The organism is Pedobacter sp. Bi126, assembly GCF_918698245.1.
GTDB lineage: Bacteria > Bacteroidota > Bacteroidia > Sphingobacteriales > Sphingobacteriaceae > Pedobacter.
This window is the reverse complement of sequence record NZ_CAKKMS010000001.1, coordinates 599940-618147: the sequence shown is the minus strand read 5'-3', so window position 1 is coordinate 618147 and position 18208 is coordinate 599940. Positions and strand designations below refer to the sequence as shown.

Annotated in this window: 9 protein-coding genes; all 9 read left to right on the top strand. The window is 41.7% G+C overall.

What is annotated here, in order from left to right; all coding sequences use genetic code 11:
• The first annotated feature begins 94 nt into the window (after positions 1-94).
• The 9 genes from porV to LQ201_RS02250 all read left to right on the top strand — a co-directional run bounded on the left by porV (position 95) and on the right by LQ201_RS02250 (position 18197).
• Positions 95-1270 (top strand): type IX secretion system outer membrane channel protein PorV, encoded by a 1176-nt coding sequence (gene porV / locus LQ201_RS02290; RefSeq protein WP_230143812.1) that lies wholly within the window; start codon positions 95-97, stop codon positions 1268-1270.
• Positions 1271-1560: 290 nt separating this feature from the next.
• Positions 1561-4146, top strand: a complete 2586-nt coding sequence (locus tag LQ201_RS02285; RefSeq protein ID WP_230143814.1) for a helix-turn-helix domain-containing protein — start codon at positions 1561-1563, stop codon at positions 4144-4146.
• Positions 4147-4229: 83 nt separating this feature from the next.
• Positions 4230-6578: a TIM-barrel domain-containing protein gene (locus tag LQ201_RS02280; RefSeq protein ID WP_230146588.1), complete on the top strand. Its 2349-nt coding sequence runs from the start codon at positions 4230-4232 to the stop codon at positions 6576-6578.
• 116 nt (positions 6579-6694) lie between these two features.
• Positions 6695-8254 carry a glycoside hydrolase 43 family protein gene (locus tag LQ201_RS02275; RefSeq protein WP_230143818.1) on the top strand — a complete coding sequence of 520 codons (1560 nt, stop codon included), beginning with the start codon at positions 6695-6697 and terminating at the stop codon, positions 8252-8254.
• A 575-nt stretch (positions 8255-8829) separates the two neighbouring features.
• Entirely contained in the window at positions 8830-10830 is a 2001-nt protein-coding gene (locus LQ201_RS02270) for an alpha-L-arabinofuranosidase C-terminal domain-containing protein (protein WP_230143820.1), read from the top strand.
• Positions 10831-11348: 518 nt separating this feature from the next.
• Positions 11349-14312, top strand: coding sequence for a SusC/RagA family TonB-linked outer membrane protein (locus LQ201_RS02265; protein ID WP_230143824.1), 2964 nt, complete (start codon positions 11349-11351; stop codon positions 14310-14312).
• 34 nt (positions 14313-14346) lie between these two features.
• Positions 14347-15915 (top strand): RagB/SusD family nutrient uptake outer membrane protein, encoded by a 1569-nt coding sequence (locus tag LQ201_RS02260; RefSeq protein WP_230143826.1) that lies wholly within the window; start codon positions 14347-14349, stop codon positions 15913-15915.
• A 9-nt stretch (positions 15916-15924) separates the two neighbouring features.
• Entirely contained in the window at positions 15925-17142 is a 1218-nt protein-coding gene (locus LQ201_RS02255) for a carbohydrate-binding protein (RefSeq protein WP_230143828.1), read from the top strand.
• 11 nt (positions 17143-17153) lie between these two features.
• Positions 17154-18197 carry a DUF5007 domain-containing protein gene (locus LQ201_RS02250; RefSeq protein WP_230143830.1) on the top strand — a complete coding sequence of 348 codons (1044 nt, stop codon included), beginning with the start codon at positions 17154-17156 and terminating at the stop codon, positions 18195-18197.
• The last annotated feature ends 11 nt before the right edge of the window (positions 18198-18208 follow it).

Below are 18208 nucleotides of genomic sequence, written 5' to 3'. Positions count from 1 at the left end.
TTGGTAAAGGTAATTCAGTAAAAAATGCTTTAACGATAATAAACGCTCATCAAAACTTAATGTGCAATCGATCCACATTTATATATCTAACACTATGAAAATACGATCAAACAAGGTGTCTACGAAAAAGTGGACTTTATTAATTCTGATTCTTTTGCATCAAACAGTATCTGCGCAGTCCATAAACGGCATCCAGACAGATGCCAGCGTGAGGAACAATATTTACACTGCGGTACCATTCCTGTTGATTACGCCACAGCCAAGGTCAGGAGCGATGGGAAATGCCGGCGTTGCCCTTGATCCTGATGCCAATTCTACTGTGATGAATACATCTGCGTTGGCATTTCTCACAGAGGGAGATTTCGGTATCTCCTGCTCTTATAGCCCTTGGCTCAAGCAGCTAGCCCCTGATATGAGTATTTCATATCTTAGTGGCTACTATAGGGTGAACCAGCGGAATACAGTATCTGCATCCATTAGGTATTTTTCTATGGGGGATATTAATTTCAGCGACGAAAATTTTCAGAATCTCGGCGTTTATAGTCCCAGTGAAGCTGCATTCGATCTTGGCTATTCGCTCAGGCTTGGTCCGGATTTCGCTCTCGGCGGAAATGTAAGGTATATCAGCAGTAATCTTTTCGGCGGAGGAACAGTTAATGGAAACAGAGGCTCGGGAAAAGCCCTGGCTGTAGATATTTCTGCTTTTCAGAAATCGGAAATAACGCTGGCAGGCACTCCTGCGGTTTTAAGCTTTGGCCTTAACCTGTCCAATATCGGTACAAAAATGACCTATCGCAATACCGCCCAGTCTTACTTCCTTCCTGCCAGTATGAAGTTAGGATCTGCGCTTAAAATAGGCGAAGGGCAGAACAAGCTTACCTTATTGCTTGATTTTAATAAACTGATGGCTCCAACGCAGCCGGTTTACGGTCCGGATGGGAATATAGTAAAGGGACGGGATCCTGACCGTTCGGTACCATCTGGGATTTTAGGCTCTTTTAGTGACGCCCCCGGAGGCTTTCGCGAAGAATTAAAAGAGGTTGGCATATCAACGGGCGCAGAAATGAGCTTCAAAGAGACGCTGTACCTCAGAGCCGGCTACTTGTACCAGCACCCTGAGAAGGCAAATACTTCTTATTTCACCCTCGGCCTTGGTGTTCATTACAGTAGCCTTTCCCTTGATTTTTCATACCTGGTAGGATCGGGCTATAATCCACTTCGGAATACCCTGCGGTTTGGCATACAAACAAAATTCAGGAAATTTAAGTAAGCCCAGATTTTTTAAGGGCATTTTCGGGATTCGCATATCTTAGAACTGTAGTGGCCTGTTGATTGGGATAACCAAAAGCTAATTGGGAGACTATTTGTTCAATTTCGACATGAGTAGCGTTAACTAAAATATTTTTGCGCAATCGATTGCTTAAATCGATTATTTTGCGAAATTCGTGTAACCAAATGTGTAAATAAAAGATGCTGTTGTCAGTATTGAAGTGGCAGCCTCATCTTCAACTAAATCTGTTCATAATTGCACCGATATTTTATGAGAACTCTGAAGCCAGAATGAAGCGAACAATCTTCCTTATTTCCATCTTTCTTTTCTTGTTCTCTTGTGCAAAATCACAAGAATTTGTATTTACACCACTTAATGTTCTTCACGGACTGAGTGACAACCAGGTTCGTTACATGCTTCAGTTACCCGACGGACGTATGGTTTTCAAAACAACCGGTAATATCAATATCTATGATGGGGCGGGGTTTAAGTATATTCACCGGGATTCGCAGCGAAAATATCCGTTAAAAACATACGATGGTTTTTACAGGATTTATCTGAGTGGCGATTCCATACTTTGGATAAAGGACTATAAGGAACTTTTGCGGGTTGATCTGCGCAAGGAGAAGTATACACAAGATTTAGCGGGCTATTTCAAAAAGATAGGTTTCCCTAAGCCAATAGATAATTTCTTCATGGATACAAAGCAACGGCTGTGGTTGCTAATTGGTGATAAACTTGTGCTTAGCGATCATACTCAAGAATTCGATCTCTCGCAGAATCAGGGGAGACTTCAGGATGTGAGCGCTGATGAAGAAAAGCTGCATCTTTTCTACAGTACAGGAAAGGTAATCTGTTACGATCTGAATTCGAAACGTAAGTTGTACAGTGCAGCTGCATATCCGGATACGCATTACGCTAGGTTTGGCAGTACTTCCCTAGTGGTCAAAGGGCGCAATGGTTTTTATCAGTTGAGAAATGGGACCCACGGCGGATTCTTTTTCTTTGATCTTCAAAAACAGGCCTGGAGAAAAATCCTTGAGACAGCATATACCTTAAATACCTTAGTGGTGGATGCAAAAGGTAAAGCATCTATCAGTTGCGCCAAGGGGATTTGGATAATTGATTGTTTTAGTAACGAAAAACGATATTGGCCGCTGCTAAACAAAACCGACGGAAGTAAACTTAATACAGAGATCAGTACACTGCTTTATGATAAGCAGGGCGGATTCTGGTTGGGGACCGTAAATCAAGGAATCCTTTACGATCATCCAGAGAGATATATTTTTAAGCATATCGGCGCATCGTATTTTTCAGGTGCCTTACTGGGCGATATCATCGTGAAAACATTTGCTGAGGACGCATCGGGCAACATTTACCTGAAATGTAAATCGGGCTTTTATCGTTACAAAGCCGCTTTAAGTAATGGTAATGTACTTGAGAAAGTTGATGTTTTTTCGATCCCCTCACCAGTACGTCGTAAATTGGAATATCCTCAAACGTTGATGGATTATAACATAGACCATACTGCAGAACTTACTGATTCGAGAGGCTGGAAATGGATAGGAACTGGAGACGGACTAAAATTATTTAAACCTTCCGGAGAACAGCATGTGTTTTATACTAAGGATGGGCTGTCAAACAATTTTATACAGGCGATATTACAAGACCGCCATAACAATATCTGGATCACCACCAGTTATGGAATCAACAAGCTTCAGATTGATTCAATCAGTGAAAATATTCATTTTACCAGTTTCGATTCGAATGCTGGCACATTAGACGGTGAATATACAAATCAGGCCGTTTACGAAAGTTTGAGTGGTGACCTTTATTTTGGAGGAATAAATGGATTCAGCATTTTGAAACCCAGTCGCCTTTTGCAACGTAAGCTGCCGTTTAAGCCTGTTTTTACTAATCTGTTCTTAAGGGGAGAAAAGGTTGAGCCGGGCAAAAGTTACGGTGATCGTGTAATTTTAATCAATAGTGCGCCGTATGTTAAGCAGATACAGCTTGATTATGATCAAAACTTTCTCACTTTTCAGTTTTCAGCGCTTAACTATCAGAATCCATCCCAAACCTTTTATCGATATCAGTTGATGGGGATAGACAAGTCCTGGCGTGAAACCTTCAGTCGCAGGGAAGATGGCGTAAATGGGCATGGTGTTCTCGAAATATCATATACCAATCTGCCTCACGGTAATTATAAGCTAAGGGTGATGGCTGCTAACAACAATAAAGAATGGAATGGGCCAATTTCTGAAATTGATCTAACCATTAATGCACCCTGGTGGCAGACATTGCCCGCAATTATCTGTTTCGGAGTATTGGCTTCAGTCTTGATATCGGCAGCAATATTTGCTTATATTTCTCACACCAGAAAATCATTGGAACGCAAGCATCGGGAAGAGCTTTTATTACTCAGGATCCGTAACTTAATTGATCAACAAAATGTTCTTCTCGCCGAAAAAGAAAACCTCCCTGCAACAGCTGAGGAGCATAGTAATGCTTCAGAATCCAAAACCGGTCTCAACCAGGCCGAATCTGAATTTTTAGAAAAGGCGATGAAGCTCGTAGAAATGAATATTGAGGTTACAGATTATTCAGTCGAGCAGCTCAGCCGTGATCTTAATATGGACCGTACCGGACTTTACCGGAAACTCATCACACTCCTTGATAAATCGCCATCACTGTTCATCCGCAATGTTCGCCTGGAAAAAGCGACGCAATTAATTTTAGAAGGCAAACTCAATATTTCAGAGATCACTGAAAGGGTGGGATTCAGCAGCTCAAGCTACCTGGGTAAATGTTTTTTTGAACAGTATGGCTGCAGGCCTTCGGAGTATGCCCGCAAGGTGAAAAATCAACGCCATTGATACTTTTTGCAACATGGTTGTTGTCTTAACATCACCGCTCAGCGCTATGTTTGTTATGATCAAATAAAAACTTTATGATGCTTATGAAATTTTACAACAAAGCCGGCGGTGTGTTTATGCTTTTTGCATTTTTGCTGACCATGAACGGATGGGCACAATCCATACAAAAGACTACAAAAGGGCTAAAGTTTGCAGCCCGGCAAATGGATATCTCAGTTGAGTTCTATACAGAAAATACGGTAAGGGTTTACAAAACACCCATTGGCAAACCTTATCCTAAAACCAGTCTTTCAGTTGTGGCGGCACCTAGTAAAGTAGCTGTGAGGTATGCAAAAAAAGGGCAGAATCTGGTGGTAAAAAGCAGTAAAATTCAGGTAGAGGTAAATGTGGAAACTGGAGGGGTTTACTTCTACGATGCTTCTGGTAAGGAACTCCTTCAGGATAAGGATGGAGGCACACTGTTTTCGCCTGTAAATGATGCCGGAACCCCATCATTCAAGGTCAGAAATGCTTTTTCGCTGGATAAAGACGAAGCCATATACGGTGTAGGTCAGATCATGGATAATAAATTTAACCGGCGCAATTCCTCACATCTGATGAAAAATGAAAATATGTCAACTTATTCGCCATATTTTCTTTCTGTAAAGGGTTATGCGGTATTCTGGGACAATTACTCGATTTCTAAGTTTGAGGATAAACCTGAAGAACTATCTTTTGAAAGCCTGGGTCACTGTGCTGATTATTATTTCATGTTTGGTTCCAATACGGATGGCGTAATTTCAGAACTGCGTGGACTAACCGGTAAAGCTCCAATGCTTCCGCTATGGGCTTATGGATTCTTTCAGAGCAAAGAACGTTATCATACACAGGATGAAAGTCTGAATGTGGTTAAAAAGTACCGGGACTTGAAAGTTCCACTGGATGTAATCATTCAGGATTGGCGCTATTGGCCGGAATATAATAAAACGGATAGCGCCTGGAATTCACAAACCTTTGATAAAGAACATTTTCCAGATCCAAAAAAATGGGTTGATGAGATTCATAGTTTGAATGCGAAGCTCCTGATTGTAACATGGCCGGGCTTTGGTCCGAAAACACCTCAGCGCAAGGAGTTCGACAGTAAGAATATGATCATTAATTTTGATACCTGGCCCCCGAAAAGTGGCGCAAGACCTTATGATGTATTCAATCCAAAAGCACTTGATATCTATTGGAAATACCTCAATAAGGGAATATTCAGCTATATTGGTAACGATGGGTGGTGGCTTGATTCAACAGAACCTGATCACATAAACGTTAAAGAATCTGATTTTGACCTCCCTACCCATTTAGGTAGCTACAGAAGTGTAAAAAACGGGTTCAGTCTGATGCACAATAAAGGGATTGCAACTAATCAGCGTGCTTCAAATCATGACAAGCGTGTGGTGATCCTTACCAGATCAGGCTTCATCGGCCAGCAGCGTTTTGGATCCAACACCTGGAGCGGAGATGTTACATCGAGCTGGGAGATGCTTCAAAAGCAGGTACCGGCGGCTTTAAACTATACCTTGATGGGAATCCCTAACTGGAATAGCGATATCGGTGGCTTTTTTGCCGGGCGCTGGCGAAATAATGGTGGGAATAAAAATCCTGAATTTCAGGAATTATATGTTCGCTGGATGCAATTCGGGGCTTTTAGTCCAATGATGCGTTCTCATGGAACCGACCTGCCACGGGAGATCTGGAATTTCGGTGAACGTGGTTCATGGTGTTTTGATGCTCAGGAGAAATCCATAAAACTGCGTTATAAGTTGTTGCCTTACATATATGGTACATCATGGGATGTAAGCGAAAATAACGGAACCTTTATGCGCCCATTGATTATGGATTTTATCGCCGACCAACGTACGCATGAAATCGGCACTGAATATATGTTTGGCCGCTCGATCCTGGTTGCGCCGGTAACAAAATATCAGGTAAGAAAATCTCCGGTTTATTTACCTAAAGGAAGTGGCTGGTATAACTTTTGGACAAATGAGTATAGCGTAGGAGGGCAGACTATTGAAACAGATGCTCCTGTTGACATCATTCCATTATATATGAAGACTGGCGCTATCATTCCATTCGGTCCTGATGTACAGTATTCTACCGAGAAAAAATGGGAGAATCTTGATATTCGGGTTTATGAAGGTGCAAATGGAAATTTTACACTTTATGAGGATGAAAATGATAATTATAACTATGAAAAAGGGGCTTACACTACCATTGTGTTGAAATGGGATCAAAAATCAAGGACATTAAATATTTCCGATCGAAAAGGAAGTTATACCGGAATGTTGGCAAAGAGAAACTTCAATGTTGAGCTTATCACTTTGAATGCTAATAAAACCGGCGCCAAAACAAATACCCGATCGGTTGAATATAAAGGGAAAAGTATTGCTATTAAATTCTAGTTGAAGCTTTTTATGTGCTCACGGAGTATATCAATTGGTATTTATTGTCAATAAGCTACATGCATTAGGTTAAAATGAGCGCGCTATTAAGAACACTGAATTTTTGGATAATTATAATGCTGGTTTCACTAGGTGTTTTTGCCCAGGATGGGCTTGAAAAAGTAAAATGGGGAGCATGGGATAAATGGGGAGATATGGGAGATGGAACTTATAGAAACCCCTTGCTGCCTGGTGATTATAGCGATATTGATTGTATCAGGGTTGGAGCTGATTATTATGCCATTTCTTCTACTTTTCAATTTTCTCCAGGGGTGGTCATTCTCCATTCAAAAGATCTGGTAAACTGGACGATAGCCGGCCATGCGGTAAATGATCTTACACAGATTTCTGAGAAACTCGGATGGGAGCGAATGGACAGTTACGGAAGAGGGATCTGGGCAGGGGCCATCAGGCATCACTTAGGGAAATTCTGGATTTATTTCGGCACACCGGATGATGGATATTTCATGACCTCCGCTAAAAGTATAAATGGGCCTTGGGCACCCTTGGTGAAGGTTTTGGCCGCAAAAGGCTGGGATGACTGCTGTCCCTTTTGGGACGATAATGGCCAGGGTTACCTGGTTGGAACAAATTTCGCAGACGGCTATAAGATACACCTGTTTAAACTAACTGCTGATGGAAAAGAAATTATTACCGGATCAGATCAGGTAATCTATCAATCAAAAGGGAGCGAGGCAAGTAAACTCTATAAAATCAACGGTATGTACTACCACTTTTTTAGTGAGGTAAAGGATGATGGGCGGGTAGTGATGATCAGGAAGGCGAAAACCATAGCAGGGCCATACGGACCCGCGAAACAGATCGGGCATGCACAAAAGGATTTTCACGAACCCAACCAGGGCGGTATCGTAGAGGCTCCTTGCCGGAAATGGTATTTTCTAACCCACCACGGTTCGGGCGACTGGTCTGGCCGGAATATGAGTCTCTTACCGGTTAACTGGGTTGATGGCTGGCCTATACTTGGTAAAGCAGGTGCAGATACCATTGGTACTATGGTGTGGGCTGATAAAAAGCCCATTCGATCTTTAAATAAAATTTTACCGCAATCCAGCGATGAATTTAATCAGGGCAAAATCCAGCCCCAATGGGAATGGAACTATCAGCCGCGCATAGAAAAAATATCGCTAAAAGAAAGGAAGGGCTGGTTAAGGTTAAGGGCTTTCAGTCCACTGGAGAAAGATAATTTACTTAAGGCCGGAAACACCCTTACGCAACGTTCCATGCGTACTGTAAAAAATGAATCAGTCGTTAAACTCGATCTGAGCGGGATGAGTGATGGCCAAAAGTGTGGCTTAGCCCATTTTGGATCTCCCTTGTACGCTGCATTTGGTGTGGGCCAAAAAAACGGTAAAAAGGTGCTCGAACTGAATTTAAAAAAGATTATTTCTACCGGCCCAGAAATTAAGGGCAATATGCTTTGGCTAAAATCTACCTGGGGTTTGGATGGGTTAAGCCAATATTACTATAGTACAGATGGGCTGCAGTTTATCGCCTTTGGTGCACTATACCAGTTAAGCTGGGGAAGTTATAGGGGCGACCGTATCGGTTTGTACAACTATAATAACGATAGCGACTCGGGGTATGTTGATATCGATTATTTCAGATATACTTACTAATCTATCAGGTCTGATTGGAACAGACTGAGGAGGCTGTATCATAAAATATAAGATTCTCATTCGAGGGATGATTTATTGTGTAAAAATCAATATAAATGACATGAGGATTTTTAGTGCATTTAGGTCGTGTGGAATCGTCATTGCGAGAAGGCTTTTTCAGCCGACGAAGCAATCTTACAACTATCGCTAGTAGCGAGTGCTTTAAGATTATTCATTTTTGCAGTTGTTTTTAAAGGCATTCATGAGCTTACTGTCGTTCGGTTATCTTCGTTCCTCGCAATGACGACCTTTCTTAAGAGATCTGTCATTGATAGCCTTGAAGAACCTGCCATAACACCGTCTAAGTCGTTTCGACAGGCTCTCCGAAGTAGTCCTTTGCAAAATTATATTTTTTGCCACAGGGATAGAAACGGTGAGTTATGAAAGTATAAATTGGATTTTCATGTTGATAAAATGGAGTCTACAGAGTATTAAATAGAGATTTGTATGTCTATAAAATATAACAAAACTATCCCCGAACAAACAAATGTTGCGGCGATATTTATTATGGTATATACCCTTACAAATTAAACCCTATGAAATTAAATTACCCTGTAAAAAGTGTGTTTTCTGCATGCATGGCTTATACAGCGATTGCAATCGGATACACTTCCGAAGTACAGGCACAAACTGCAAAAGTGATCAAAGTTAAAACAGACCATTCCATTGCCAAGGTACAGCCTAACATGTGGGGCGTTTTTTTTGAAGACATCAACTTTGGCGCCGATGGTGGCATTTATGCCGAACTGATCAAAAACCGCTCTTTCGAATTTACAAAACCGCTGATGGGCTGGACTTTCCAACCCAAAAAACCACAGGAAGGCGAGATATTGGTGGTAAACCGAAAAGAGGTGAACACCGCCAATCCCCGATATTTACAGGTGAAAAAACAAACCGGCGATTTTGAACTCGTAAACGAAGGTTTTAAAGGCATGGGCGTAAAAAAGGGCCTCCGTTACGATTTTTCAGTGATGTACCGTCAATCGAAGCCAGGTATTAAACTCGTGCTATTACTAAAAGATGCGAACAATAAAATTATCGGACAGGGAAGTTTAATACCTGATCAAGCCGGTAGCGACTGGAAAAAGCAATCAGCAAGTTTTACCGCGACAGAAACCGATCCAAAAGCCAGATTTTCAATTGTGTTTCAGGGAAAAGGAAATATCGATCTGGATATGATTTCTCTATTCCCAGGCGACACCTGGAAAAACCGTCCGCAGGGATTAAGGGCCGATATGGTACAGTTACTGGCTGATATGAAACCCGGTTTTATCCGTTTCCCTGGTGGCTGCATTGTAGAAGGCACCGACCTGGCCAACCGTTATCAGTGGAAAAAAACCATCGGCCCGATCGAAAACAGGCAACTGTTGATGAACCGCTGGAATATTGAATTTGCACACCGCCCCGCACCTGATTATTACCAGAGTTTTGGTTTGGGTTTTTTTGAATATTTCCAACTGGCAGAAGATATAGGCTCTGATGCCCTTCCGATATTAAACTGCGGCATGGCCTGTCAGTATAATTCGGCAGAAGTAGCTTCACTTGATGAACTCGATCCTTATATTCAGGATGCGCTGGACCTGATCGAATTTGCCAATGGCGATATAAATACCAAGTGGGGGAAAATGAGGGCAGATCTTGGTCATCCAAAACCTTTCAATTTAAAAATGATGGGGGTTGGAAACGAAAACTGGGGGCCACAGTATTTGGAAAGGCTAGCCATTTTCACCAAGGCCATAAAAGCCAAATATCCTGATTTTAAACTGATCAACAGTTCTGGTACCGGTCCGGATGGCGACCGTTTTGACTTATTGAATACTACTTTAAGAAACAATAATGCCGATTTTATCGATGAGCACTATTACCGCCCTGCTGATTGGTTTTTAAAAAATGCCGGCCGTTACGATAACTACCCGAGAAACGGATCGAAGGTTTTTGTTGGCGAATATGCGGTCCACGCAGACAATAGTATAGTTGGAAGCAACCGCAACAACTGGCAAAGTGCTTTAGCTTCAGCTTCGTTGATGACCGGTTTGGAGCGCAATGCCGATGTGGTACAGATGGCTTCATATGCGCCGCTTTTTGCCCATATCGATGCCTGGCAATGGGCACCCGATATGATCTGGGTAGATAACCTAAAATCGTACGGAACACCTGATTATTATGTACAGAAACAGTTTTCTACAAATAAAGGGACCGATGTGGTTTCGGTTACGCTTGATGAAAAGAATATTATCGGCCAGGATGGCCTTTATGCTTCTGCGGTAACCGATCAGGCAAAAAAAGAACTGATCATTAAAATTGCCAACAACTCCGATCAGGCACAGAATATTGATTTCGACCTGGAAGGAAAAATGAAACTAAAAAGTAAGGCCACCAATGAGGAAATAGCGAACAGTAACCTAAATCAACTCAACTCTTTCGAAAATCCTGAAGCGGTAAGCCCACAAAAAAGTATAATCAACCTAAAAGGCAAAAAACTCAACATCACTTTAAAACCTTATTCTTTTAACGTTATCAAAATTCCATTTAATTAATAGATTAACGATCATAATAAATCATATTATGATCTGATCGGATCTTTGGAAAGATGTTCAAAAGAAAATAAACCCATTTATCAGGTTAGTATTTAGTTAGCAAAGGGATATCCCGGATGAGGATGTCCCTTTATGTTAATTTCCCCTTCTCCGCTAACCAAAGTACAATATGTGAAGCCATAACTGAGCACATATTCATCCTGAAATATTAGACAGGAATAAATTTTCAGAAATAACTGGATCAGGAGAGTATAAGTTATACTGCATTGTGTCTTAACATAAACTAACCAACTATAAACTAAATTTTATGAAGCTTTTATACCTTAGAAACCCCGTTTTTGGGTTTTTAAACGTCTTTGTGACGTTTAAATGTTTTCTGGTTCAGGTAGAAATCCATCGGCGTTTTGAACTGTAATTTTAAAATCGATGTGGCTTCTTCCCAAGATTTTCTGATCGGCCCCAACTGTTCCATTAAAGGAACATTCATTTGAATCAATTGCACTTATAACACATTTATTATGCGTTTTGTATTTTTTTTATGCCTTTGCATTTCTTCAGTTTCAGTGTCTGCAATGGGGATTAACCATTATGGGTGGATCAGACAGGATACCACAGTAATCCAGAGGAGCTCAGCTCATATTTCCGCTAAAGATTCGCTCCAAAAGAAGGTAGCCAATATTGGGGGACTAAATAAGAGTGTGGTGAAATCTGCCCGGATATCTTCATTTCCCGGGGTTTCCCTACAACAATATTTAAAAGGACAGGCTGCCGGGGTAACTATTCAGGAACCAAGCGGTGAACCTGGAACAGAACAGCATATTTTTATACATGGCACACCTGTTCCACTCTTTTCGGCGAAAGATATTTCTTCATCGCAACCTTTGATCGTCTTGGATGGCGTACCATTGATTTCCAAGGATCATCCTTTTGCTTACGATATTCAACAATATGATTACAACCGCATCGGTCCAGCTACTAATCTGCTTGCCGGAGTTGATCCAGAGAATATCGAATCTATAGAAGTGATTAAAGACCTGAGCGAGGTAGCCAGATATGGCCCAAGGGCAGCGAATGGCCTTATTCTTATCCGTTCTAAAAAACCGCAGGCGAAGAAGACCATTAGCTTCAACTCCTATATTGGTCTGGCAACACGTGATGGCGTTAGCACCCTCAACGGAGCATCCGAGAGTAATTTCAGAAAACCGTTTTATAGCCAATATGCAACCGAAGAGCAAAAACAGAATACTCCGGCTTATCTGCGCGATTCTCTGTACAGCATTTATTACGGGCCAGCCAACTGGACGGATCTATATTATAAAAATGCCTTAATATATTCGGCAAATGCAAGTCTTGCCGGAGGCTCTGATAAAACTAATTTTCGGGCATCACTGGGAAATCAGAGGAATAACGGGGTGGCAGACGGAACCGGACTGAGCCGTTATAGCATTGGCTTTGTAATTAGTATGAAACCCCTGTCCTGGTTAAATATAACCACTTCAATTAATGGCAGCCAATTGGTACGCGATAGAAACAGGTACCAGCGTGACCGTTTTGCTGAAGAAAGGTATCTCCCGAATTTAACCAATCCAATTTCGCCGAACAAAGATTTCTATGCCAACTACTTAAGTGAATATGATAAATCATTTGATAAGAACAAAACCAATATTTTTGACGGTTATACAGAATTTGATTTCAGTTTTGGTAAACTAAATATCACTTCCAGGTTTTCGGCCGACTATAATGAAGGTTATCGCGATATATTTTATCCCAGTACACTGCTTGAAACGAATAGTTATGTATCCAACTACTTCGGATATAACCAGCGCCTGACGGCAGAAAATACAATAAGCTATTCATTTGATTGGAATAACGTTCATAAGCTTGATTTACAGGCAGGCCAGACATTGCAGTGGGATACTTACCATTACAACTATGGGTATGCTTACAGAGGTTCCAGTGATTACATTAAGATCAATTTACTTAATGATCCTAAAAATCCGCTTACCGCTTTCTTTTCGTATAACCCCAATACCGGATTTCTTAATACATTGATGTACAGGTTTTTGGATAATATTCAAAACAACTTGATATCCTTTTATGGAAAAGGTACTTATAGTTTTAAAGATAAATACAGTCTATCACTAATGCTTAGAACAGACGGTTCTTCAGCAGCTCAGCCTACAAGCCGCTGGTTCTTTTCGCCGGTGGTTTCTGCCGGATGGAACCTGAAGAATGATCTGTCACTTCAGGGCAGCAAAATATCTGAACTGAAATTACACGCAAGTTATGGCCGTATAGGCAGGGTGCAACTGGACGATCGTTATGCCGCAGGCCCTCAATATACGGTGGATATCGGTTATACCGGCGAACCCCGTGTAGGAACATACTCTGGTGTAGCAACGCTAAACAGGCCTTATAGTTCAGGATGGGTTGGATATAACATTCCATGGGCTTACAGCGAACAGATCGATATTGGAGCAAACATTGGTTTTTGGGACAATAGGTTAATGATTGCTGCCGATGTATACAGCAGATCAGATAAAGATCAGCTGATCGGTGTGCCTGCCTTTGCAGAATATGGTTATACGCAATCTTACCAGGCAGGAATGAATATCAACAATTCTGGGATTGATGCTAGCATCAACGCCAATATATTCCCCAATTCCAAAAAACTTCAATGGAATTCATCATTAAATATCAATTATAACAGAAACAGACTAAAATCATTACCGGGTGGACTTCGTGAACTTGTAGTGGGAAACCGATTGCTACAGGTGGGAAAGGCTGTAGATCAATATTGGCTGCTGGATAACGGCGGCATTTACAAGAGCGATGCCGAAGTTCCTGTAAATCCTAAAACCGGCCTGCCCCTTAATTTTCAAGGGATTCCGCTTAAGGCTGGCGATGCCATATGGAACGATCGCAATGGCGATTATACCATTGATGATGCTGACCGCATACTAACAGGACATTCTCTTCCATTAGTATCGGGTGGGTTTAACAATGATTTTAAATACGGTAACTGGACACTTGGGCTGAACCTTTATTATAATCTTGGTCGGAATATCATCAATCAGGACATGGCAAAAAGATTCGATTTCATCAATCAGGAAAGTGCCAACGATATAAATTCGGTCAAAGAAGTTACATTTTGGGAAAAACGCGGTGATTATAACAAATACCCGGTTTACAATCCCTGGAGTAGCGCAGTACCCTACCGAAGCGATCAAAATCTTTTTCTCGAAAACGCAGCTTTCCTGAAACTACGCGCTGTATCTGTAGGCTATGACCTGAAAGACCTGCTGAAACGTAAACGCTCGAAAATTGACAGGTTATATGTTTATGCTACGGCCAATAACCTATTCACCCTTACCCCTTATACAGGACGAGATCCCGAACTGACAGACTATGCAGGCTACGATACTGGCTACGGACTGCCTATTCCAAGAACCTTTACACTTGGAGTGAAAATGGAATTATAGCAACTGGAACTAATAAAGACTTAAAATTAAAGAAATGAAAATTCGCATTTTAATCGTATTGATTGCCACCTTAACGATATTCAGTGCCTGTAAAAAGATGCTTGATGTTCAATCGAGCAGATTGGTTGGCGAGGCCAATATGTACAGGACAGTTGAGGATGCCCGTGCAGGCCTGATGGGTGCATACGGACTGGCCAGAGCAGCGTTGTGTGACAATGACAGGCACTGGCTTTATGGCGATCTTAGGGCTGTAAACGGAGCCGGGGGTGATTTTAGGAGTGCTAACCGTTTGGATATGAAGTCTATAGCAGACAATAATCTTCAGGCGACTTTTCCGGTCGTACAGGCCTTGTCAAACTGGAGAAGATTTTATGCTGTAATCAATGCAGCCAATATATTTCTTGAAAGGGCACCGGCAATCGTTGAGTCGGATAAACGCTATTTACCGCAGGATCTTAAACTAGATGTAGCCCATGCAAGATTTCTCAGGGCTTTCATGTATTTCTACATGGTCAGGATCTGGGGAGATGTACCTTTCATCATCAGTTCGCATGACGGACAATTTGAAAACAAACCCAGAGAAAACCAACAGAAAATACTTGCTTTTGCTGAATCAGAGCTGTTGCTTTCGGCACCAGATTTACCCGTAGCCTACAACAAGAACCAACCCGAGCAGACCCGGACTCCCTACTATACTATTGAGGAAGAGATGGCTAAAAAGCATACTGTTTATGCTGTTCTGGCGCATGTATATGCCTGGCAGGGTAAATACGCAGAGTCAGCCAAATGGGCTAAATGGGTATTGGATAATATGGGCCTTGCAGAGATGGGAAATGAAAGGATGTTCTTTATGAATGTAGATCAGACCCGGCAGATGTTTAGGGGTGAATTTGGTAATAATCAATACAATATTATTGCCGGATTTAGCCATATGTTCCTAAATGCGGAGAGTGGTACTTCAGGTTTTATGGAAGAGCTTACGCTTGCTGCTCCTTATGTCATCAACAAAAGCTTACCAGCAATTTACGTTCCCAAAGATTCGATCCTATCCATATTCAGCCAGGAAAACGACGCGCGGTTCGGTATCGATAAGATTACCTCTACACCAACTTCCGATCGTTATTTTGGTGTTTTTGACAGACCTTTCCCTGTTTTTACCAAAGTATTTATCATCCGTGATAATAATCCGCCTTTAAATACCATAAACGGTGCCGGGTCTGACGGATCGATGACCCAATATGCAAGTTCTCTTGTTTTTACCAGACCAGAAGAAGTTGCGCTCTTACTTGCCGAAGCCAAAGCAGTGCTCGGCGATGTTTCCGGTGCAATCGATCTGTTAAATGCAAGGCGGATCAATCGTGGTCTTCTCGCATTTGATCAGACTAAAGATGGGAGCCTGATCGATGCCATATTCCTCGAGCGGAGAAAAGAACTGATGGGAGAGGGATGGAGATGGTACGACCTGATCAGATACAAAAAAATCAAAAATAACGATCCTGCGTTCAATGCGCTCATTCAAAACGGAGGTATTTATTGGCCCATAGCAAAATCTCTGCTTACCCAGAATTCATTATTAACTCAAACGACGTATTGGAACAGATAATTTATGGTTATGAAACGTATACAAATGATATCTAAATACATGAGTGTGCTCCTGCTGGGATCGATGCTTGTTGCCGGCTGTTCAAAGGATAAAGGCGATTACAATTACATCAACAGTACAGTAGCCTTTCCGGGAACTACATACGATTATTTGAAAAGTAAGAAAGGGATGTTTGATTCGCTCTTATTTGTAATCGATCGCCTAAAATTAACCGATACGCTAAGGAACAACAATGTAACCTTATTTGCAGTTACCAATCAGAGCTTTAAACAGGTAGTCGATAAACTGAATACCACGAGAAAATTACGGGGAAAGGCTCCGGTTTATCTTAAAGATATGGCAGAGGAGTCGCTCGACAGTATGATCTGCAGGTATGTAATCAGGGGAAGTTATACAGCCGATTCGCTGACACAGACTGATGGAAAAATGCTTAAGGCCGTTAGGTATGCTTATCCCATGAACGGTAAACTCGCCACTGCCAATGCGAGTGGATACAAGGGTGGCGGGCCAGCGGTAATTAAATACTTCTTTACCAAAAAAAGCAGCTTCGTTAAAGACTGGGTTTTAGCTACTGCTGATGCAATTAACATCCGTACTTCTAACGGTATCGTGCACGTACTGGAAACTACCCATCCTTTTGGATTCGGCGAATATACCAAACCTAAGGTCGAACCCTATGATAAAAGTACATTCAGGCCGGCAGGTTACAATGGACCGTTCATTTTGCCTTCAGTGGTCGGCGAAACTGTATTGATCGAAGCGGAAGATTATGACCTGGGTGGAGAAGGTGTTGCCTATCACGATGACTTAACTAAAAACGGGGGCAATTACAGGCCCGCTGAATATGTGGATATTGATGTCGCATTCGGGAGCCTTGGTCAGATGTATACCGATGCCGCTGGTACTTATACAGCCAGTTATTCCCTGGGATGGACAGTTGCCGGCGAATGGACTGTTTACTCTGTAAATGTACCGGTAGAAGGAGATTATAAAATTACTTCAAGGCTAGGTAACGGCAATGCTTCAACGCCTTTAAAGTTTCACATAGAATTTGATTACAAAGACGTAACAGGATCCCTGACTTTCCCAAACAATAAAGGCTGGTGGGTTTGGCAGTTGGTCGAGAGCCCTGTATTTCACTTGAAGGCAGGTAATCATGTGATGCGGTTTTTTCATGAAACCAAAGATATACAGGTGAACAATTTTGTCATCAAACGGGTCAACTAAACTATACGGATATGAAATTTAGAACAATATATATATATCTTGCTTTTGCAGCAGTTATAATAAGTACAGCAACGGGCTGTAAAAAATGGCTGGATATCCCTGCTGATGTCGATTATTTCAGCGAAAAAGTAGATTATACCACGAAAACTTTTTCGCCGGTATTGGGGCGTACAACTGTAATAACCAATATTTTTAACTACGATAATTCAAGTTTACCCTTAACTTTTCAGCTGCTGAACGTCAGAAAAGCAGATGGTACCCCTGCCGATAACCTCACAAAAATGCAGCCGGTCTGGGTATGGTCTACCGCTTATGATGGCAAAGAAACCAGCCTGCAGCAAATTCTCGATAAAAGAAAAAAAGAGGACCACCCCCTGTGGGAACTGAGAAAATCGGGTGATCTGATTCTCTGGCAGAGCGCAACCAATGCGTTGGTGCCTGCATATCAGGGTTCTACTAATCCCGGTGGCTATCTTTTCGATGTCAAAGTTTCCAATTCCGGAGGAGAGAGAACCATTAAGGATCTGTTACTTAATCCACTTAGGGAAATGCCCTATGAGCCTACCAATATGGACGTGATTTCAAGTCTGCCAAAAGATTCTATACTACCTTCTGAACTAAGTGGAATGATCGGCCAAAATACCAGAAAAGCACTTTCTAACGATAATAAAGATGTTTACATCTATTTTAAAAGAACGGGTAACGGCAATTCTTTAACCTTTAAGTTTCTCGACAAAAATAAAAACCCGATGAATGTAGATGCTTTTAAAGATACGAAATGGGGCGGATTGATACACGGCTTTAACATGCAAAAAACGGGTGATTATGTACGGTATGATGTGGCTTACCCGATTCCCCTGGTTAAACTTCCAACAAAATATACCAATGGTGATGGTTCCAGGGCCATGGTAGAGTTTAGTTACAGTCGGATCGGGTTTAATGGGATAAGGGAAACCGGAAAGCTGAAATTCAATTTCAGCATCTTCCGCGAGGGGGATTGGGAAATAGATTTTCATTTCCGCAATGACACGCCTAGGTTTCAGGACGAATATTAATGTGTAGGCTT